This window comes from Marinifilum sp. D737, assembly GCF_026672275.1.
Classification (GTDB): Bacteria; Bacteroidota; Bacteroidia; order Bacteroidales; family Marinifilaceae; genus Marinifilum.
Map to the genome: position 1 here is coordinate 14,760 of NZ_JANQCD010000042.1, position 20,652 is coordinate 35,411.

The 20,652-nt window shown below is 38.4% G+C and carries 17 protein-coding genes; 8 read left to right on the forward strand and 9 right to left on the reverse strand.

Translation table 11 applies throughout. The features are described from left to right. Positions 1-5 precede the first annotated feature (5 nt). The 3 genes from NQ163_RS18090 to NQ163_RS18100 form a co-directional block, all read right to left on the reverse strand. Complete coding sequence (locus NQ163_RS18090; RefSeq protein ID WP_268191740.1) at positions 6-2,393, reverse strand: ABC transporter permease; 2,388 nt, start codon at positions 2,391-2,393, stop codon at positions 6-8. Between the two features lie 20 nt (positions 2,394-2,413). Next, positions 2,414-4,780: an ABC transporter permease gene (locus NQ163_RS18095; protein ID WP_268191741.1), complete on the reverse strand. Its 2,367-nt coding sequence runs from the start codon at positions 4,778-4,780 to the stop codon at positions 2,414-2,416. A 78-nt stretch (positions 4,781-4,858) separates the two neighbouring features. Continuing rightward, positions 4,859-5,551 carry an ABC transporter ATP-binding protein gene (locus NQ163_RS18100; RefSeq protein WP_268191742.1) on the reverse strand — a complete coding sequence of 231 codons (693 nt, stop codon included), beginning with the start codon at positions 5,549-5,551 and terminating at the stop codon, positions 4,859-4,861. A gap of 244 nt (positions 5,552-5,795) precedes the next feature. On the opposite strand from NQ163_RS18100, the gene NQ163_RS18105 reads away from it, so the two are divergent. From NQ163_RS18105 to NQ163_RS18130, 6 genes are all read left to right on the forward strand, one after another. Further along, entirely contained in the window at positions 5,796-7,157 is a 1,362-nt protein-coding gene (locus tag NQ163_RS18105) for a sigma-54-dependent transcriptional regulator (RefSeq protein WP_268191743.1), read from the forward strand. Beyond that, complete coding sequence (locus tag NQ163_RS18110; RefSeq protein ID WP_268191744.1) at positions 7,147-8,490, forward strand: sensor histidine kinase; 1,344 nt, start codon at positions 7,147-7,149, stop codon at positions 8,488-8,490. Before NQ163_RS18105 ends, NQ163_RS18110 begins: the two co-directional genes overlap by 11 nt. Positions 8,491-8,712: 222 nt before the next feature. Continuing rightward, positions 8,713-8,985, forward strand: coding sequence for a hypothetical protein (locus NQ163_RS18115; RefSeq protein ID WP_268191745.1), 273 nt, complete (start codon positions 8,713-8,715; stop codon positions 8,983-8,985). 130 nt (positions 8,986-9,115) lie between these two features. Next, a complete protein-coding gene (tnpA, locus tag NQ163_RS18120) occupies positions 9,116-9,556 on the forward strand; it encodes an IS200/IS605 family transposase (RefSeq protein WP_268191746.1) in 441 nt (146 codons plus the stop codon). 157 nt (positions 9,557-9,713) lie between these two features. Continuing rightward, positions 9,714-10,073, forward strand: a complete 360-nt coding sequence (locus tag NQ163_RS18125; protein ID WP_268191747.1) for a nuclear transport factor 2 family protein — start codon at positions 9,714-9,716, stop codon at positions 10,071-10,073. A gap of 77 nt (positions 10,074-10,150) precedes the next feature. After that, positions 10,151-11,065: a DUF6263 family protein gene (locus tag NQ163_RS18130; RefSeq protein ID WP_268191748.1), complete on the forward strand. Its 915-nt coding sequence runs from the start codon at positions 10,151-10,153 to the stop codon at positions 11,063-11,065. Between the two features lie 383 nt (positions 11,066-11,448). On the opposite strand, the gene NQ163_RS18135 is transcribed toward NQ163_RS18130, so the two are convergent. Then, complete coding sequence (locus tag NQ163_RS18135) at positions 11,449-12,174, reverse strand: hypothetical protein (RefSeq protein WP_268191749.1); 726 nt, start codon at positions 12,172-12,174, stop codon at positions 11,449-11,451. Positions 12,175-12,951: 777 nt separating this feature from the next. On the opposite strand from NQ163_RS18135, the gene NQ163_RS18140 reads away from it, so the two are divergent. Next, on the forward strand, positions 12,952-13,365 hold the full coding sequence (locus NQ163_RS18140) for a very short patch repair endonuclease (protein ID WP_268191750.1): 414 nt from the start codon (positions 12,952-12,954) through the stop codon (positions 13,363-13,365). Between the two features lie 61 nt (positions 13,366-13,426). Here the strand turns inward: NQ163_RS18140 and NQ163_RS18145 are convergent, their stop codons facing one another. Beyond that, entirely contained in the window at positions 13,427-14,152 is a 726-nt protein-coding gene (locus NQ163_RS18145) for a PmeII family type II restriction endonuclease (RefSeq protein WP_268191751.1), read from the reverse strand. Positions 14,153-14,244: 92 nt separating this feature from the next. On the opposite strand from NQ163_RS18145, the gene dcm reads away from it, so the two are divergent. Further along, the gene (gene dcm / locus NQ163_RS18150) at positions 14,245-15,726 is read left to right on the forward strand and encodes a DNA (cytosine-5-)-methyltransferase (protein WP_268191752.1); all 1,482 of its coding nucleotides are present in this window, start codon (positions 14,245-14,247) and stop codon (positions 15,724-15,726) included. Positions 15,727-15,908: 182 nt separating this feature from the next. On the opposite strand, the gene NQ163_RS18155 is transcribed toward dcm, so the two are convergent. The 4 genes from NQ163_RS18155 to NQ163_RS18170 all read right to left on the reverse strand — a co-directional run bounded on the left by NQ163_RS18155 (position 15,909) and on the right by NQ163_RS18170 (position 20,471). Next, positions 15,909-16,454 carry an REP-associated tyrosine transposase gene (locus NQ163_RS18155; protein ID WP_268191753.1) on the reverse strand — a complete coding sequence of 182 codons (546 nt, stop codon included), beginning with the start codon at positions 16,452-16,454 and terminating at the stop codon, positions 15,909-15,911. Positions 16,455-16,772: 318 nt separating this feature from the next. Further along, positions 16,773-18,788, reverse strand: coding sequence for a hypothetical protein (locus tag NQ163_RS18160; protein WP_268191754.1), 2,016 nt, complete (start codon positions 18,786-18,788; stop codon positions 16,773-16,775). Positions 18,789-18,798: 10 nt separating this feature from the next. Then, on the reverse strand, positions 18,799-20,190 hold the full coding sequence (locus NQ163_RS18165) for an OmpA family protein (protein WP_268191755.1): 1,392 nt from the start codon (positions 20,188-20,190) through the stop codon (positions 18,799-18,801). Positions 20,191-20,252: 62 nt separating this feature from the next. Then, complete coding sequence (locus tag NQ163_RS18170; RefSeq protein ID WP_268191756.1) at positions 20,253-20,471, reverse strand: hypothetical protein; 219 nt, start codon at positions 20,469-20,471, stop codon at positions 20,253-20,255. Positions 20,472-20,652 lie beyond the last annotated feature (181 nt).

Here is a 20,652-nt window from a genome sequence, read left to right on the forward strand (position 1 = left end):
TAGGATTATTCATATCGTATACTTTCCACCGGATTTCTCTTGGCAGCCCTCCACGATTGCCATGTAACGGTGAGTAGGGCAATCACTACAGAAATAGAACCAGACAAGGCAAAAATCCACCAGCTGAGTTCAGTTTTGAAGGCAAATTCTTGTAGCCATAGTTTCATAAGATACCAAGCAATTGGGGATGCAAGAACAAAGGCAATTAGGACTAGTTTTAAAATGTCCTGATTCAACATTTTTACGATTTCGATAGTCTTAGCTCCATTGGTTTTTCGAATACCAATTTCTTTAGTTTTTTGCTTTCCTATAAATAGGGATAATCCGAGTAAACCTAAACTTGCAATGAGAATAGCTATGAAGGCAAGCATATCTATTATTTTTGATATGCAAAGATCAGACTTGTACAATTCATTCAAGGCATTATTAGTAAATTGAGCCATAAAGGGAGTAGTCCCATCAGTTGAATTATAAACCTTTTCAATTTGCAGAATGGTATTTTTTACATTTTTAGATGAGACTCGAATTACCATCTGTCTTACCGAAGATGGTGACAAAATAATCATCATGGGAGGAATCTCTTTTCTTAAGGAAAACATATGAAAATTGTCTATTAATCCCAATACGGGACCAAAACTTGTTTCTTCCCCAATAATATCAGTCAACCCCAGTTGTGCAACAGCAGATTCATTTACCAATACACCAGATTGATGTTTATTTTCCTGAAAATCTTCTCCTCTTAAGATCTTAATTCCCATTGTTTTGGTGAAATCATAATTCACGAATAAGCCATGTACAGATACTTTCTCATCTGTTCGATCGACACGATCGAGATTTAAGAATAGTTGTTGGCTTGTTGGAGGAAGCCACATTGCAGAACTTACCGATTTGATAGTAGGGATTTTTAATAGTTTTTGTTTTAAGATCTCCTTTTTTCGATCTCCTATAGGCAAATTCACTAATTCTTCCTTGGCAAATCCTAAATCTATATTAAAAGCGTAGTTAACCTGTTTTTTTATAAGTATTGTGGTAGAGGTGAGAATTATAAAAATGATAAGTTGAAAAACAATCATTGCTTTGTGCAATGGAAATTTATGTTTTTCCTTAGATTTTAGTCCTTTTAACATGACACTTAATTGTGTCTTTTTAAATTTTACAAATGTGGCCGAAGCTGTTACTACACCAGTTGCTATGGTAAGACTTATAAGAATAGAGAATCCGATCAAAAAATCAGCATTAGCATTCAATACATAGTCTTTATCCAATAACTCACTGGCATATGGAAGTGAGAGTTGGGCAAAAGCAATGGCAAATGGTAACGCTAGTATTGAAAGTAAACAATAATCTAATGTAAATTGCTTAAGAATATCTTTTTGAGATGCACCATATGTTTGTCTAACTGCGATACTTTTTAACTTAGTAATGGTTTGAGCCATTGCTAAATTGAGATAATTAATACATGCAATGCTTAATATTAAAATAGCTAAAATTCCTATTACAATGAGGTTAGTAATATTTCCCTGCTCCTTTCCGCTATTAGCCAAAATGTGATTAGAGTGAAAATATACATCATATAAGGATTGAATGGACAAATCTAGTTCCTTGTACTCTTTGGAATGGGTTTTTCCTAAATTTTGTAATTTTTCGTTTAAAACAGCAGTAGAGCCTGTTTTTCTTATCAAAAGATAATTTGTAAAACAACTGATAAGCCATTCTTTTTTAAGTTCTTCTTTATCTGTTTGATGGCCGTTGGTTATGATGCTTTTTTCTAGTTCTTCAAATGCAATTTCAGTATTCACTATTATGTCGGGACGAATGCTGTTGTTTTTTGGAATATTATCAAATACAGCAGCAACTTGCATTAATTTTTCTACACCAAAGAATTTCATTTTTATGTTTTTCCCTATGGAATTTTCATTCCCGAAATACTTTTGCGAGATATCTGAGCTAATGTAAATTTTATTTTGGTCTTGTTTGAATCCGTCTAATTTTCCTTGTGTTATTTTAAGCCCAAAAACATTAAAAAATGATTTAGTGGTTCCAATCACATCATTTTCTTGAATGTATTCTTTATTCTTTTTAAAGGAAACATTCTTCAAATTATAAGTAAAAGTAGCATCTTCTACTTCGGAAAATTGTTCTTTGCTTAACTCACAAATTTGGTAAGGGGTGGTTCCCCAGATTTTACTATTTAATTTATCATGGTTCAGTACTCGGTAAATGTGATCTTTATTTTTAAAATAGCTATTGTAATTAACTTCATTCAAAATATAGACAAGGATAATGGCTACGATTCCAAGTGCCAATACAAGTCCAGATATGCTAATTAATGTATTAACTTTTTCGGATCGAAATCTGCGAAGGCTTATAATAATATCTTGATATAGATTCATGATTCGTATTTGTTAGTAGATTATTCGTACCTTAAAGATTCCACAGGATTAATTTTAGCAGCCCTCCACGATTGCCACGAGACAGTTAGCAAGGCAATGCCCAGGGCAATGATTCCCGCCAAAGCAAAAATCCACCAGCTGAGCTCAGTTTTGTAGGCAAAACCACTAAGCCATTTGTGCAAAGCATACCAGGCAATAGGGCAGGCAATGATACAGGCAATAAACACCCACTTTACCAAATCGGCATTCAACATTTTAACAATCTCGAAAGTTTTGGCACCATTGGTTTTTCGTATTCCAATTTCCTTCGTGTGAGTTTCAACAATAAAAAAGGTCAAGCTGATTAATCCCAGGCAGGATAGGAGTATAGAAATTATGGTGGCATAATTTAGAATGCGCTGAAATTGTTTTTCCTTCTTGTACAAAGCTTCCCAGCTTGCATCAAGGTATTTGATTTCCAGTGAAAAATTAGGAGAAATATTTTCCCAAACCTTGTTAATGGAACGAATACACCTGTTAGTACTGGCAACACTGCTGGTGTTGATTTTGAAATAAATGTACTCATCAGATTCTCCACAACTTCTAAAAGCAATTGGCCTTATAGCTGAATGCATGGATTCATGGTTAAAATCTTCTACTTCGGCAATTACTTTTCCTGTCTTGCCATTGTATCGAATTGTTGCATCTTCTGGTTTTTCGATATTGAATTCTTTAAAAGCCATAGCATTAAAAATCCAATCTGCATTTTCCTTTGAATAACGATTAAACTGTTTGCCCTGAACCAATTTGATTCCAAAAAAATCGAAGAAATTTGGACTTACGAAAAGATTGGCAAAACCAATTTCCTGTTTTTCTCCTTTGTTAATCATGCTTAGTCCCCAATTGGATTGATTGTAACCTAATGGAGCAGATGTATAAGTATAATCAGCAATTTCGGGTATCCTTTTAATTTCAGTATTAAAGGCACTACTGCTTTTCTCGATTTGCGGATTGGTGGCAGCATAAAGAATTTGTTCTTTATCAAAACCAGGATCCAACTCACTCATGTAATTGTTTTGCTTGTTGATCAAGAGGATGCCACACAGTAAAATGATTGTAATGCTAAATTGGAAAATCAGCAAAGCATTTCTCAAATGGTTTTGCGAACGACTATTTACCGTGTTTTTTAACAATGCCGTAGTTTGGCTCCTGCTAAATCTTATTCCGGGAATAATTCCGGTGAGTACAAAAGTAAAAGCAAGCAGCGCAATAAAGATGATCAGGTTTGATCCTGAAAAAATCTCAGCCAAAGTAAATTCCGAATTGGTAATTTGATTTAATCCGATCAGTAAGAAATTGCTCAATACAATTACCAGTACACATGTAATGAATAGAACCAATGCAGATTCAACAGCGATTAATTCAACAACTTTGGCCTTTTTACTTCCCATTACCTTAAGGATGCCAATATTTTTTAGGCGCTTAATTTTTTGTGCAGTAACCAGGTTTATGTAATTGATACATGCAAGCAGAAGAATTAAAAATCCTATGATTTGTATAATGTTTAAGGTAAGTTGATTCCCATGTTTTAAAATCTCAATTTCGGGTAAATCATTATAAGCTTTGGCAAATGGCTGAAGCTCAAATTTGGTCTCTTCTCTATATCCTTCCGGGATGTTGTCGGTTGAGATATTGGCAAGTTTCCGATTGATAACTCCGGCATCAATATTAGGTGGTAATTTTGCAAAAGCACTATAGTTTTGAGTACCCCAATATTCTTCGCTGCTTTTAAACCAATGAATTTTATAATTGGTGTCAAGCGACAGTACTGCATCAAATTCCCATGAACAATGATGAGAAAGGTCTTGAATAACTGCTCCTACCTCAACAATTACATTTTGCAGGTTGGTGGAATTGTATACCAACTCTTTCCCTATAGGATTTTCATTGCCAAATATCTTTTTAGCTACCGATTGAGTCAATACAATTTTATCGGCTGTATTTAAAGCTTTTTTAGGATCACCGTAAACCGCTTTAAACTGAAAAACCTTAAAGAAACATGAATCTGCAATTAGCAGATTTTCTAGCTTATAATCTGTATTCTCTTTTTTCAGAAAATCCTGTGGCGACCAGGTATACTTTGCAAATGTTATTGCTTCTATTTCCGGAACTTCAGACCTAACATGTCTGGCCATGGCGCTGGAAATATCAGGATCTTTTTCATTTAAAAGCGTGTAGGTATATTCGATATCCGCAATCTCCTGATCCATATTTTTCTCCTTGTTTACATAGGCGAAAACAAGCAGACTAATTGTAATTCCTATAACTAAGCCACTAATATTAATCGATGATACCAGCTTATTCTTTAATAAGTTTTTGAATGATATTTTAATGTTGTAGAAATTCATAATTCAGTTTAGAAATGGTAATGGCTTAGGCAATAAGATTTAAAAGATTTGATGTGTAAATTGTTAAGGCAGTAGCGGTTAAAATACCTGCTCCGCTACCAAACTTTCTTCAGTTACAACTTTACCATCAAACAGGTTGATAATTCGGTGAGCATAACCTGCATCTTTCATGGAGTGAGTTACCATGATGATGGTAGTTCCTTCGCGGTTCAATTCGGTAAGCAACTCCATTACTTCCTGACCATTTTTTGAATCCAGGTTACCAGTAGGCTCATCGGCAAGAATAAGTCCCGGGTTGGAAACTACGGCGCGAGCAATGGCAACACGTTGCTGCTGACCACCTGATAATTGCTGAGGGTAATGTTTCGCACGATGACTCATGTTCATTCTATCAAGTACCTGGCTTACCATTTCCTTGCGTTTTTTAGAGCTGATGCGCTGATATACCAAGGGCATTTCAACATTTTCGAATACATTTAATTCATCTATCAAGTTGAACGACTGAAATACGAAACCAATGTTTCCTTTTCTCAAGTCGGTGCGTTGACCCTCCTTCAAATTGGCAACTTCGGTCTTGTTAAAATTGTATTCACCTTCCGATGGATTATCCAATAAACCCAGGATGTTTAAAAGGGTAGATTTACCACAACCCGAAGGTCCCATAATGGCTACAAATTCACCTTCTCTAATGTTTAAGTTTACATTGTTCAAGGCTAAAGTTTCAATTTCATCAGTTCTGAAAATTTTCGATAAATTTTTAATAGAAATCATATTCTTTGTTTTTAAATAGTACACATGTAAAATTATTGCTCACTATTGCCAACTTTGTGCCGCAATTTGTAAGTGTCAAAAAATCAATACGAAAAGAAAGGTGTGATTTGGAAGTGTGTAAAATATTTGGACAGTGTATGTCTAATATTTTGAAAAGCTGACTAAATTAGTGCTGGATGTTTACATTTAACCACGAATTACACATTCACTCATTCACTAATTCACCCATTCATTCACCAAACCAATGAAAAAATCAAATATTCTAATTGTCGACGACAACCGAAGTGTTTTAAGTGCATTGGATCTGTTGTTATCGCCATACTGTGCAAAACTGAAATGTTTATCCTCACCCAAAACCCTATTTGCCGAGCTGCAAAGCGAAGACTACGATGTTGTTTTGCTGGACATGAACTTTACAGCAGGCATCAACAATGGCAATGAAGGCATTTATTGGTTAAACCAGATATTGGAGCAATATCCGGGCGTGAGTGTTGTAATGATTACCGCCTATGGGGATGTGGAATTGGCTGTGAAAGCGGTTCGTACCGGCGCTACCGATTTTGTTCTGAAGCCTTGGGACAATGAAAAGATGATTGCAACCGTTGATACAGCCTGTAAGCTAAGTCAGTCGAAGCGAGAGCTGAAAAAGATGCAGCTAAAAGAGAAGCAGTTCATCCAGGAGATCAACGGATCGAACAAAGATTTAATTGGCTCATCTGCCACCTGGGAACGTGCCATGAACATGGTTCGCAAAGTGGCCGATACCAATGCCAATGTGCTGATCACCGGTGAGAATGGAACAGGGAAGGAGTTGATTGCAAGGGAAATTCACCGACTTTCGAAACGATCGAACAAAGTAATGGTGAGTGTTGACATGGGAGCCATTGCTGAAAATCTGTTCGAAAGCGAATTGTTTGGTCACAAGAAAGGAGCCTTTACCGATGCGCATTCCGATAGAATGGGGAAAATAGAGGCTGCCAACAAGGGAACACTATTTCTCGACGAAATTGGAAACCTTACCATGCCCATGCAGGCCAAATTGTTGTCGGTGCTCCAGAACAGGGTACTTACCAAGGTGGGCGACAATTCACAAACCAAGCTTGATTTGCGCCTGATATGTGCCACCAATGGAAACCTGCAGCAAATGGTCTCCGAGGGCAATTTTAGAGAGGATCTTCTCTACCGAATCAATACCATACACATCGAAGTGCCACCTTTGCGCGATCGTAAAGATGATATCCCCGAACTGGCAGAATTCTTTGTGAACAAGTATGCCGATAAGTATGGAAAGAATTTAAAAATAAGCAGTCAGGCCCTTTCCAAGTTGAGCGATTACGCCTGGCCGGGAAATGTTAGAGAGTTGCAGCATTCGGTTGAGAAAGCCGTAATTCTTTCGGATGCCCGGCAATTAACTGCAAGCGATTTTGTGTTCAAGAACGACGATATGAACAATGTATCCAGCTTTGGCGGAACCCTGGAGGATATGGAGGCACAGTTGATTGCTTCGGCCATCGAAAAACATGCCGGAAACCTTTCAGCCGTATCAACACAGTTGGGCATTTCTCGTCAAACCCTCTACAATAAAATCAAGAAATATGGGCTATAAGAATTACAACCTGGCACTTTGGATTAGAATGCTAATTCTGTTGACTACCGCCATTTCATGCGGTTATGCCATTGCCACAGCATCCTATTTGTCCCTTTCATTTTTGGGTTTGATGATCTTGCTTGAAGTTTGGGAGCTCATTCGATTTCTGAACAAAACCCACAAGCAGATCGACTTTTTTATCAAAGCCATTAAAAACGAGGATACCACACTTCGCTTTCCCGAAAAATCAGGCAACAGCATTATTAACGAATTGCACCATAGTTTAAACGAGCTGAATGGCATATTGCAGCAAGTACAGACCAAATCCAGAATCAGGGAAAAGTATTTTGGCGAAATCTTACAGAACATATCCACCGGAGTGATTGTGCTTTCGGAAAACACGCACATTACCAGTGTAAATTCGGCCGCACTCGAATTGTTGGGATTGCCTGCACTTACACACATCAGTCAGCTCAACAGAATGGATACCCGGTTTACCAATTCGCTGCTCGAAATCTCGAACCGGCAAAAGCAGGTTCTGGAACTGTCAACCCCAAAGGAGAGAGTGCAGATCAGCACGGCCTGTTCGGTTATCCGAATCGATCAGGAAGACATTAAACTCATCACCCTGCAGGACATTCGTGGAGAGCTGGAACGAAAAGAGGTAGATGCCTGGATCAAACTGATACGAGTATTGAGTCATGAAATCATGAACTCCCTGGCTCCGGTAACTTCCATTGCACAATCGCTAAAGCGGATTTGGGAAGAAAAATCAGAAATGATTGTAGATGAAAACCTGGCAACAGAAGTAGGCAAAACCGTAAACGGATTGGGTGTGATTACCGAAATGAGCGAAGCATTGATTCATTTTGTGAAATCCTACCGCATGTTGTCCAAGCCACCAAAACCGATCATGGGCAGTGTAAACTCCATCGAGTTTTTCGACCGATTAAGCATTCTTCTTTCTCCAATTAAGGAGGAATTTGAGGGCGAATTGCTGATTCAAACCCCCAAAAGATCCTTCGATTTTGTGGCCGATGAACAGATGATTGTTCAGGTAATTATCAATTTGGTAAAGAATGCCAGGGAAGCATTCAACGGAGAAGCCGAGCATGGAAAGATCAGTGTGAACTGTAACAAGAAAGGACCAATTTGCGAGATCAATGTAATTGACAATGGCCCGGGCATACCTGCCGAAATTGCCGACGAAATTTTCATTCCATTCTTCACCACCAAAACAAACGGAAGCGGCGTTGGCCTAAGCCATTCCCGACAAATTATTCGCGCCCATGGCGGAAGCTTGTATTGCAGCTCCAAACCAAATCAAACCATATTTAAATTGAGGTGGTGATAATTATTTTTAGCCTCCAGATAAATCTGGCGGCTATTCAAACCAGCAAGATTTTATGAAATGCTGAATTGCCTCAATCTTTGAATTATCTCGGGCTTTGAATTGCCTCGGGCTTTGAATTGCCTCGGGCTTTAGCCCGAGGATAGAATTTTCTCTAAGAAACCATATAGGATATTTTAATAATATTATGTAATTTTAAATGCAAACATAAAAACTAATATCATGTCATCAGCCGGTCATGTATTCGATATGATTCGAAGATTGAGAGGCAATCGTGCCCAACTCACCTCTAACAAAGAAGGTTTCCGCGATAATATCGAAATCAAAGAAAAGCGCAGAACCTTTGTGCGCTTCAAAAAAATCTCCAAAGAAGAAATGAAGGAGGTAAAAGAGAACATTCGAGTCAGAGCCCGACGCGAAAAACGCAGATACTACATTGCCTCTCTTGTGGTGAGTGTGATTTTGGTTGTGACGTTGATTTTTATTCTGAGATAGAATCCTTTTGAATTGCTCCCTTGTCCTCCGGATGAATCTGAAGGCTATCCAAACCAGCAAGATTTTATGAAATGCCGAATTGCCTTGATCTTTGAATTGCCTCCTAGAGGCAAAATTAAAATAGAACCATATGCCACATGTAAAAGTATATATACATTTTGTATGGAGTACCAAATGCAGAGAGCCTTTTCTTGAAACTCCGGAGTTAAGAAAAAAGATGTGGAATCACATCAAAAAGAATGCAAAGGAAAAAGGAATTCATGTCGATTTTGTCAATGGGTATGAAGACCATTGTCATTGTTTGGTATCATTGGGAAGTAATCAAACTTTGAGTAAAATCATGAGTCTAATAAAGGGAGAGTCATCACATTGGATCAATGAATGTATTTTTCGGAAACCATTGTTTCAATGGCAAGAAGAATATTATGCTGTCTCGGTTAGCCTATCCATGCTCAATAAGGTAAGAGAGTACATCAAGAATCAGGAAACACACCATAGCCATAAATCATTTGATGAGGAGAAAAATGAGATGATTGAGAAATTTGGTTTTGTGAAACATTCTGGGGTATGATTTTTGGTCCTCCAGATAAATCAGGAGGCAATTCAGAATCTGAATTCCCTCGATCTTTGAATTCCCTCGATCTTTGAATTGCCTCGGGTTTTGAATTGCCTCGGGTTTTGAATTGCCTCGGGTTTCAACCCGAGGACAACATATAAACAAACACATCATGACACCAAAACAAACCATTCAAAAATGGGTAGAGGCCTTTAATCAGGGCGATGCCGACCAGATAGCAGAATTTTACCACCCCAATGCCATTAACCACCAGGTGGCCAATCAACCGGTAGAAGGAAAGGAGGCCATCCGTAAAATGTTTGCCGAAGAATTGGCAGCGGCCGAAATGACCTGCATTGTAGAAAATATTTTCGAAGATGGCGATTGGGCCATACTCGAATGGAAAGATCCATTGGGACTACGAGGATGTGGATTCTTTCAAATACTCGATGGCAAAATCAAATTTCAGCGCGGCTATTGGGACAAGCTCTCTTTTCTGAGAATGCACAACTTGCCTCTTCCCAAAAAATAAAACAAATAATCCACCCATAATTAGAGAATTGAATGTAATTTTAAACAATAATTAAATTATCTACCAATACTGATCAAATGAAAAAATTACTAACACTAGCCCTTATCCTAAGTGCTGCACTATGTGTACAAGCCCAAAAGTACAAACTGGCTTTAAATCTCGAAGTGGGTAAGGAGTACATTCAGAAGTCGAATGCAACAATGACCATTACCCAAAACTTTAATGGCATGCCAATCGAAATAGGTCTGAATATTAAAGGAGACTATGTCTTTAAAGTACTGGCTGCCGAAAACAATCAGTACGATATGGAGGTGAGCTATACCTCTGTAGAAATGGAAATGGAAAGTGCACAAGGAAAAAACTCTTTTAGTTCCAAAAATGCCAGCGAACAGGATATGATGTCAACCATGCTATCGAGAATGGTTAACAAGCCTTTCAAGATGACTATGAGTCAAAGTGGAAAGGTAGTAGACATTACAGGAATCGATAACCTTTTCGGAGGATTATTCGAAGGTTACGATCTTGCACAGCAACAGAAAGACCAGATATTGGCACAGCTAAAACAATCCTATGGCGCAAAAGCCTTTAAAGGAAGTTTTGAGCAGATCACAGCCATTTACCCTGAAGATAAAGTAAAATTAGGCAAAACATGGTCGACCGAAACCAGTATCGAGGCAGGAATGTCGGTGAATTTAACCACCAATTTCGTGCTAAAAGCAGCCAATAACGATTACTTCCTGATTCATGGAGAAGGCAACCTGGCCAGCAACCCTGATGCCCCATATGTAAAGCAAAATGGCATGGACATGAAGATTTTGGTAGACGGACAGTTGACCTCGGACATTAAAATTGACAGAAAAACCGGTTGGATCATAGATGCTACCATTGTTCAGAACCTGAGCGGCAACACAGAATTGAAGGCCAGCGAGCAAATGCCGGAAGGCATGAGCATCCCAATGACCATTAAAACAAAATCGCTAATCACAAACTAGAAGAACACCACTTGATGCCCATACAAATACAAACCCAAAAACCATTGGGACAAAATTGTAATCTGTATGATAAATCATACACCCCAAATCATCACGATTTGGGGTTTGTTTTTTATGTCCTCCAGATTTTGAATTCCCTCAACCGATGGGCCTTGCCCATCGCTATTGCTCTGGCCCCTTCAGGGCTAATCGAATTGGAATTGCCTCAACTTTGAATTGCCTCAACTTTGAATTGCCTCGGGCTTTGAATTGCCTCGGGCTTTGAATTGCCTCGGGCTTTAGCCCGAGGAGAAAAAAAATCCCCAAAACCAAAGGTCTTGGGGACATGCCCGATGCTAAAAAAATTGCCATAGAAATGCATCCAGGCATAGGGATAAAAAAAACTACTCTACTGATTCGTTTGCAAGACCTTCATACCCTTCCGTATCATCCGCCTCCCCCTTTGTGCCTTTGGAAGAGGGTGCCGGAAATCTAAACCACTTCAATAACTCCTCGTCCTCTTCGTACATAATGCGAGCCGCCTTAAAATAGATGACCAGTTTTTCGTACAAAGCATTCAGGGCAATCGTACGCTCTTCCGTAGCACGATTACGTTTCAGGATACAATCCGATCGCTCATCCATAAAACCTTTTAGCTTATCGCGATGTGTCAGAATTGCAGCAAAAGTATCATCGGTCCATCCGCTTGTAACAAGAGGATCTTTGTACTTCCTGGAAATCATGTCGAAATCGGTTAAGAAAAGGTACATTAACTTGCCACTTTTGCGGGCATTGTCGTAATCATTAAAACCAAACTGGTTCCATACCTTCTTGTCGTTCGGGAATGCCATTTCGATATCGAACTTGCACCTTTGGAAAAATTTACCCGCTGCTGCCAACTCCAGATTCACATTCTCGGTGGCCTTGGCCTGAATGTCGATATAGGTATTGTCGGAAGGAATATTACTGGCCGTTTCGAACAAAGATTTCAGTTCAGCCAGCGTTTCTGCTGTAAAATGAGGCGAGAAAGTCATGAATTCATCATGTTTGTCGTCGATGATGTTAATACTTTGACTCGAAAAAAAGATAAAATTGGCATCTCCGCCATTGTAAGATCTGGCTTGTCCCATACCCATAAGATTTAAATTTAAGATTTACAGTATGAAAACTAAAGCTATCTTTTTGATTGTGCAATAGAAGAAGTTCAAGATTTCATTCAGATATATGTTAATTACTTTGCAAAGCTTGTAATTGCTCTTGTCTGTGAGTTATTGTTTTTGTCTATAATGTATCGTCTCTTTATGAATAAAAACTATGAAAAATAATGACGGAAAGTAATAAGTCTGGATACAACGGGCTTTTTAGCCTTTACAAGAAAGAAGTTTAGCTTCTTAACAGCTTAGCCACAGATAAAAGGAAGCACCTTTAAAGCAAAACAAAACATTCTAAGAAAGTAAAGAGCATATATGAGTGCAGAGAAAGCCATTCTGAGAAAAGGAGAGCCAGATACATGAATAGAGGAAGCTTTTTAAAACATGAAAGCCATTAGCCAAAATCAATCCGACCTAAGCCAAAGACTTTTTGCTCTTAGCCCAACATTTTCAGAGCTTAGCCAGAGACAATCCGCCCTAAGCCAAACTCACTCCGAGCTAAGCCAAAAGCATTCTGCCCTTAGCCAAAGACATTCCGCCCTTAGCCAAAGGCATTCCGCCACACGTTTGAAGCATTCCGCCACCGACAAAAGATAGAAAAGCAGCGGAATAAGACAAAGGAGCACCGACAAGAGACAGAATAGTATGTATAGGGTTTAAAATGGAAGCGGAAAGGGGCAAATGCACAAGCCATGATACAAATGCATAAAGCAAAAGATAGAAATTCGTAAATTGCCAATAAAGAGATGACGGAGTATGGCAGACGTTCACGAACCCAAAATAAGATCCTACAATATGTCCCAAGTGAAGGGGAAAAACACCAAACCTGAGTTGGTGGTGAGGAAATTTTTGTTTGCCAATGGATTTCGTTACCGCATAAACCAGAAAGACCTGCCCGGAAAACCCGACATAGTTCTGAAAAAATATAAAACTGTAATATTTGTAAATGGCTGCTTTTGGCACGGACACAAAGGCTGCAAGTATTTTGTGCTACCCAAAACAAGAACCGAATGGTGGCTGCAAAAAATAAAAAACACTCAAAAACGTGACCGCAAAGCCGAAATAGAACTCAACATACTGGGCTGGCGCGTAATTACCATTTGGGAGTGTGAGTTGAAAGCGAAGAAGAAGGAAAAAACTCTTAAGAATCTCATTGATAGATTCGTTTAAATATTGGTGTCATTTTGTAAGGTGACCTGTTAATAAGAAGCTAACAAGTCACCTATTAAAATTATTTTTTGGAGTTTAATTCCAATATCTTATTCCAATCTATAGCCCCTTCATCATCGCAAAATTCTATGACAAATTCTTTTGTGAATTTATTAATCATCTTAGAGTATGACTTTCTAAATTCATCATTTCTCTCTTTTGCTTTATATCCAAGAGGTTCAATTATTTCTTTGTATAAGTTTTCTTCTCCTGAAATAAATTCCCAAAACTGTTGTCCACAATATTTGTAATAATCACCTTTATCTGGCTTATTGTCTTTTCCATAACAACATCCATTAACTGAGATAACATTAATTCCAGAATTACCAGTTCTTAATGCTTTACCCGCGCTTTTATAATATTCTTTAAGCTTCTTTAATGAAGTGCTGTTAGCCCAATTAGGGCCTGATTTTATAGCCACTATATATCTAGCTCCATTTAAATCAAACTCTAAATCGATTCCTTCAATTCCTGACTTCCAACCTCCATATACTTTGGAGTTAATGAAAATTGCTAAGCCTTCAAGCCAGTCTCCAAAAATTGTTTCTTCATTTGAAGAAACATGTGCATTTACAATACCCTTAACTATATCATTTGCGGTTAACACATTCTTAGCTTTGAAGAGGTATGGGTTTTTTCTTTTCAAAACGTTCTTAAGCTTAAGAGTAGCAAGACTATCAATTCTTTTTTGATGAAAATCACCGATGTGATTTTCAACGTAATTTGTTACTTCAGTTAAATCTAACATGTTTTAGGATATTTAACATTAAAATTCAAATCTAATTAAAAATTCTTATAGAATAGAATGATGTTGTATATTTGAGCAATAATTTTTTTTCTATGTCTAAGTTTACGTTTATTGATCTTTTTGCTGGTATTGGAGGCTTTAGGTTAGGCCTAGTATCCAATGGTGGTAAATGTGCAGGGTTTAGTGAGATTGATCGAGATGCAATTTCAACTTATTGTGAAAATTATGATGAGGAAGAAAGTGAAAATTTAGGAGATATTAGAAAATTAAAGGAGATACCTGATTGTGATATATTAACAGCGGGTGTGCCTTGTCAAAGTTGGTCTATAGCAGGTAAAAATCTTGGTTTTGATGATGATAGAGGACAACTGTGGAATGACACAATCTATCTTCTGAATAAAAATAGACCTAAGGCATTCATTTTTGAAAATGTTAAAGGTTTAAGAGATCCAAGAAATAGAGAAGCATTTAAATACATATTAGATAGAATAAAGAAAGCAGGATATTTTGCTAATTATTATTTAATTAATTCTCATGATTATGGAGTGCCTCAAAATAGACAAAGAGTCTATATAATTGGATTTAGAGAAAAAACATATTACGATAAATTTAATATCCCTCCTAAAATACAGGAAGGTAAGAAGCTATATCATTACCTGAGTGATTTGCCAAATGAAACTATTAAAAAGGAAAAAATAGATCCTGAAACTCTTTTTGGGGAATATAAGCCAGTTGCCAGGACAAAGTTTCAAAAAATGGATGAGCTAAATGATTTCTTCTTATTTAATGATATAAGAAATGGACATTCAACAATTCACTCATGGGATCTTCAAGAAACAACAGAAAGAGAAAAACAAATTTGTCATTTGTTATTAACCAATAGGAGAAAGAAAATTTATGGATCTTTTGATGGTAATGCTCTTTCTTTTGATCATTTTAAATCTTTGGATTCAGATATAACTAATGATGAACTTAAAGGGCTAGTTAGAAAAGAAATATTAAAAGAAGTAGATTATACTTTTAGGGTAAGTGAGTTAAATGGCTATTTATTAAGTGCATCGGAAGAGTTGATTCTAGATCATGCAGTTAATGATATACTGAATCTTGAAAAGTTAAAGAATAGTCATGAGTTGAAGAAGAAAAAGATAAATTTTAGAAGGGGACTTGAAAGTTTATTAAAGAAGTCTATAATCACATCAATTGAGAAAAGATATGATTTTAAAAACTCTAAGATTAGTTCTGGGATAAATGGAATTAACAGAATCTATTTGCCTATATCTGATGTTTTTTCAACTTTAGTTGCAAGTGATACAAATGATTTTATTGCAACAAAAAATATTGTTTCAAATACACCAGAAGATTTTAAAGATAAATTCTTAAAGGAAATTGTTGAGAAAGGTAATTATCGTAAAATATCTAAAGAAGAAGCATTGATGATTCAAGGATTTCCAAAAGAGTTTAAATTACCAATTAAGAGAAATCGTTGGATGAAGTTAATTGGAAATAGTGTGTCAGTACCTGTTATTGACAAACTTTGTCAAGCTATTTTAGAGACAGGTTTATTTAATGAATAATTTTAGCCTAAAACAAGCTTTTATATTTCTACAAAAAAACAAAGGGCAAGCCCAAAGCCTGCCCTTCACTATAAAATCGAAGACCTTTAAATCGTATTGACTGTTAATTTTCCCTTGATAGTCCCAGAGTGTTGTACAAAAGCTAGCGCGAGCGTTTCGCTCGTGCTCTGTGAATACAGAGTTTACAAAAGATGAACATCAATTTGTCCTTTCTCGCCTGCATAGTTTTTAGCACTACTATAATTCCAATGATGTGCTTTTTCTACGAATCCGGCCTCAACAGGATTATTATGAATATAGTTTAACTTCTCGTTTATTACTTTATTGCTCCACAACTCAATAGGGTGATTGTTTTGTTGCCAAAACTGTCTGTTTTTCACATTACTATTTAAATTACCAGCACGCTGCATCATCCAAAGCATCCATTCTTTTCTGCTTTCTTGAGGATTTTCTTCAATTAATTTTTGCATTTGCTTTGACGAGTAGACCTTAAACTCCTTTAGTAATTTACCTGGATTCGAATTGGCATCATTAAAAATTAAATGCACATGACTGGGCATAATACAATAGGCAAATAGACACATGCCTTTATTTTGGCAACAATATTCTAAACTTTCTGTAATAGCAGAGAAATATTGATTGCGAACAAATACATCAATCCAATATACCGTTGCAAAACTTACAAAGTACAATCCTTCTTTGTTATGGAATTTGTATTTTCTACTCAAAATGTTCTTGTTAAAATTTCCAGTTAAGCTAAAGGTTGTTTGTAAAAGATGGAAATTGGTATTGATTGTTAATGTAATATAAAGTCACTAACATTACTGCAAGTGTGTTGTGCTTTCAGTATTTTCTTTGAAAATAGATACGAGCGGCACGCTCGCACCATCGGCGCACTGTCACAACACTTTTCTAACATCTACAAAAAACAAAGGGCAAGCCCAAAGCCTGCCCTTCACTATAAAATCGAAGACCTTTAAATCGTATTGACTGTTAATTTTCTGCGTAAATCCGCGAATAGATTTGCGAATATCTGCGAGAAAAATTTAAAAGCTCAATTGAAACACAATCAAATCCGCTTTATCTCCCAATCGGCTGGCACTAATGGCTACAGTGTTATCAGCGCCAAGCGTAATGTCGTTTAGTTTTACGCCTTGTGGCAGGCTGAATTCCTTTTCACTTTTTACAGTGCCTGCATCATCAATATGAACCAGCTTAATTTTCTTATCGTAGGTGCCAGCAAGAACAAAACTGTTATCGGCGAAAGCCACAATCTGCTCGGGCATGCCTTGGCCTGTAAGCTTTAGGGGCGATTCCCAAAGTTTTTTGCCAGAGCTGTCGTAAGCTGCCGCAAAGGCTCCACTGTCCGTTGATCCTGCAAAGAGAACCTGCTTTTTGGTATTCATGCCCACGGCAGTAGCCTGCTGATTCCCGGGCAATAGAATGTCCCATTGCAAATAACCTGCTTCATTTATGGCAAAAATCCAGTTTCCGGCTGCAGCAAAAGCAGTGTTGGAAGCAGTATCGCCAGCCAAAGCATACACTTTGCCCTTGTTGGTATACTTGCGCGACCATAGCTTTTTGCCATTGGCATTTAGCTTTACCAGGGCAGGGGTGAACAAGGAGTCTTGGGTGTTTTTGGTATAGCCGGCAATTAAAATCTGATTATCGGGGTAGAGCACAAAATCGAGCGCCTCAGCCATGCTCACTTTCTGGTTGAAAATGTTCTGTCCGTTGGCGGCTAGCTTGTAAATCCATGCCTGTCCTGCCACACTATCCACAATGGCATTGGTAATGCCTGCCACATAAATTTCGTTTTGGGCATTAATGCTCACCTTGTTTACCAGGTCGTCGAAGGGATTTCCCAAAACCTTATTCCAAAGCATTTCTCCATTGGCATCCAGACCTAAAATCCAGGAATCGTACATCTCACCTTCGGCTTTAGGCGTGGCCGAAACCACCACCAATTCACCATTGGGGCGTGTGGCAATTCCACCTCCAAAATCCGTAAACTCCTGATTGTCGAATCCCTTTACAAAGAGATAATTTTCATCGGGAAAGTCTTTCCGAATCTCATCGCCCAATATGTTGGCTTTCAAATTAAAAATATCGATGTACTGTTCCCCTTCGGGATATAAAGACACAAATTGGTTGTACGCCTCGAGGCTTTTTACACTCTTGGCCCATTCGAAAAGCAATTGCTTCTTTAACAATTTGGCCGCAGCAATTTTGGGAGAATTGGGAAAGTCGGCAATGTAACTGTCGATGGCCTCCAATGTCTTTGTAGCCGCTGCCTCTTTAAAGGCCATGTCTGCCACTCGTTTCCTGATCTCATTCACCTGGTCCGCCTCGGGATAATGGTTCATAAAATCGCGCAAGCCCTGTAATGTACCTTTACGGATTGCATTTTGGTAAGCCAAATTGTTTCGCAATTTTGTTGTAATTGCCACCTGGGCCGATTCAGGATAATCGTTTAGAAACTGATTAAAGGCATCTACCGTATTTTGTTTCTCGGCCTCACGAAATTTAATGTAGCTTAAAATGTGGGCCACATTGGTCTTGTATTTCGAATCGGGAAACTCTTTCAGAAATCGCCTGGCGTGATCGGCATTGTTCTCCTCCCTCACGAATTTAATCAACTTGTCTTCCAGGTGCAGATATTCCCATTCCATGTTTTTATCAATGGGGCGGTTCTTGCGCTTCTTGTCCTGCTTAAAAAACAAGAGATTTAAAATCTCTTTATCGTCATCGCTAAACTTAGGTTTTGCATGGTAGGCTTTCTGAAAATAGGCAAAGGCTTTAAAGTAATCTTTACCGGAATATTTATCGACAGCGTAAACTGCCGCCAGACCAATGTTTGCCATTGCCGATTCGGGCTCTTTTGTCAGCACTTTCTCGAAACTTTCTTTGGCCTTGGCAAGCTCAGAATCGATATCGGCTTGTGCCCGGGCTTCCATGCCTTTAAACAAAGAATTGTTGTATATCCTTTTGGGATTTTGCGCCATGCCAAGCATCGAGATCAGCATGAACAGGATGAGTATATTTATTTTTTTTGAGATCATAGCTAGGGGCTTATTTCTTTAAAACTAAAAATTCCACGCGGCGATTCTTCGAGCGTCCTTCATCGCTTTGGTTGGTATCGATGGGTCTTGAAGCGCCGTATCCAGCCGCTTTCATTCTGTTGGGATCGATTCCTTTGCCAACCAGATAGTTCACCACCGATTCGGCACGTCGCTGACTTAAGCCCTTGTTCAATTCATCGGAGCCCTTGTTGTCGGTATGTCCGCTAATCTGAATCTGGCTCACCATTCCTTCCTGTAAGAAATTGGCCACCTTGTCGAGCTCCTCAAAGGAAGCTGGCAAGAGCGTGCTTTTGTTGAATTCAAAAAAGATATTGTCGAGAATCAGGGCAGCCCCTTCCTCAATTTGTTTTAGCTCTTCGGTAAACAAATCCTTAGGCAACTCAGGTTCTGTGAAAGTAATGGTGCCTTGCGAGTGGCAATTGTTTTGGTCACTTACGTGATAAGTATAGGTACCAGCCTGCAGATTGCTAAGTTTTGTGCTGTTTTTTACGCCATTGCTCCAATCGATGTTATAGGGTGGCTGTCCACCAGATATTCCCAGGCTAATCACACCATCGTTTATAATTTTACTGATTTGGCCCGTAACCGGATTTTTACCTCCTGTGTAAGAAGAATCAATCACCACGGTCTCCAAACCTTTGGGTACACATGCGCATGAGGTACAATCCACTAAGGGGCGAATCTCAAAATCGTCGAAAAAGTAGTAAGCATATTCTTTGCCTTTTTTGTTCTTGGTATCGCGACCCGTAACCACATAGTTGGTGTTCTCATAGTTCTTAAAGTTTCCTACAATAAAGTACTCCTCGTAACCTTGGGCGGTATATACCATACAGAACTGTGCCCACTCTTCGGTATTGTCCAAAAACAGACCTGCTTTATTGCTCAGGTGGGCCTTAAAGGTTAAATGGCTTTTGTTGCCGTTGGCGATTTTTGTTTCAGAAAAATGCATGCCCAACTGGTCTACCGCAAACTTACTTCCCGATGCCAGTTTGTACCAAAAGGAAACGCAATATTTCTGTCCCTCAACCATAGGTGTGCTTAAAGTCCCCTGAAAATACTCCCTGAAATTGCGATTGCTTCCACTCAGAATGGCTCCCATGTAGCCTTTGCCGGTTCTGGCTTTGCTGTAGCCTGCAAAATTATCGGGTACGCCTACTTCGCCGGAACTGCACTCGTTAAAATAATCAGGGGTGGTAAAAGATGGATAAGTCCAATGCGGAATCAACTTGTGGGTCTTGTCCATAAAGGTGTAGCTTTCGGGGCATTTTTCATACTCTTCGAAACTGGGATTAAGCACCATATTCTCCTCCTGCCCATAGGATGCAAAGCAGGTAAAAATCGCACTCAATACCATGAGGTACTTTCGGTAAATGTTCTTCATTACAAGTAAAGTTATAGTTAAGTCTTTCTCCTTCAATGTCAAATGTATTAACAAAACATATTTTAAACAATATTATGGCATTTAAATATTAAAATAGCCTGCAAGGCTAATGGCAAGGGCTTAGGGCGCAGCCCTATGAATAGGATGTATTTGCAAATAGAGGGGAATTCATTCTGTCCTCCAGATAAATCTGGAGGCAACTCAAAATCTGGAGGCATTTCAAAATCTGGATGCAATTCAATAAAATAGCCTGCAAGGCTAATAGCAATAGCATAGGGCATCGCCCTATGAATGGAATATCATACAAATGAAGCCCTGCAAGGGCACCAGCCAAAACATATTTCAAATGATATGGATGCATTAAAAAACAGGCTCTCGCCCCTTCAGGGCTCAGGCAATGGAATCTATTCATTCGATGGGCTGCGCCCATCGCTATTGCTCTCGCCCTTTCAGGGCAATTCA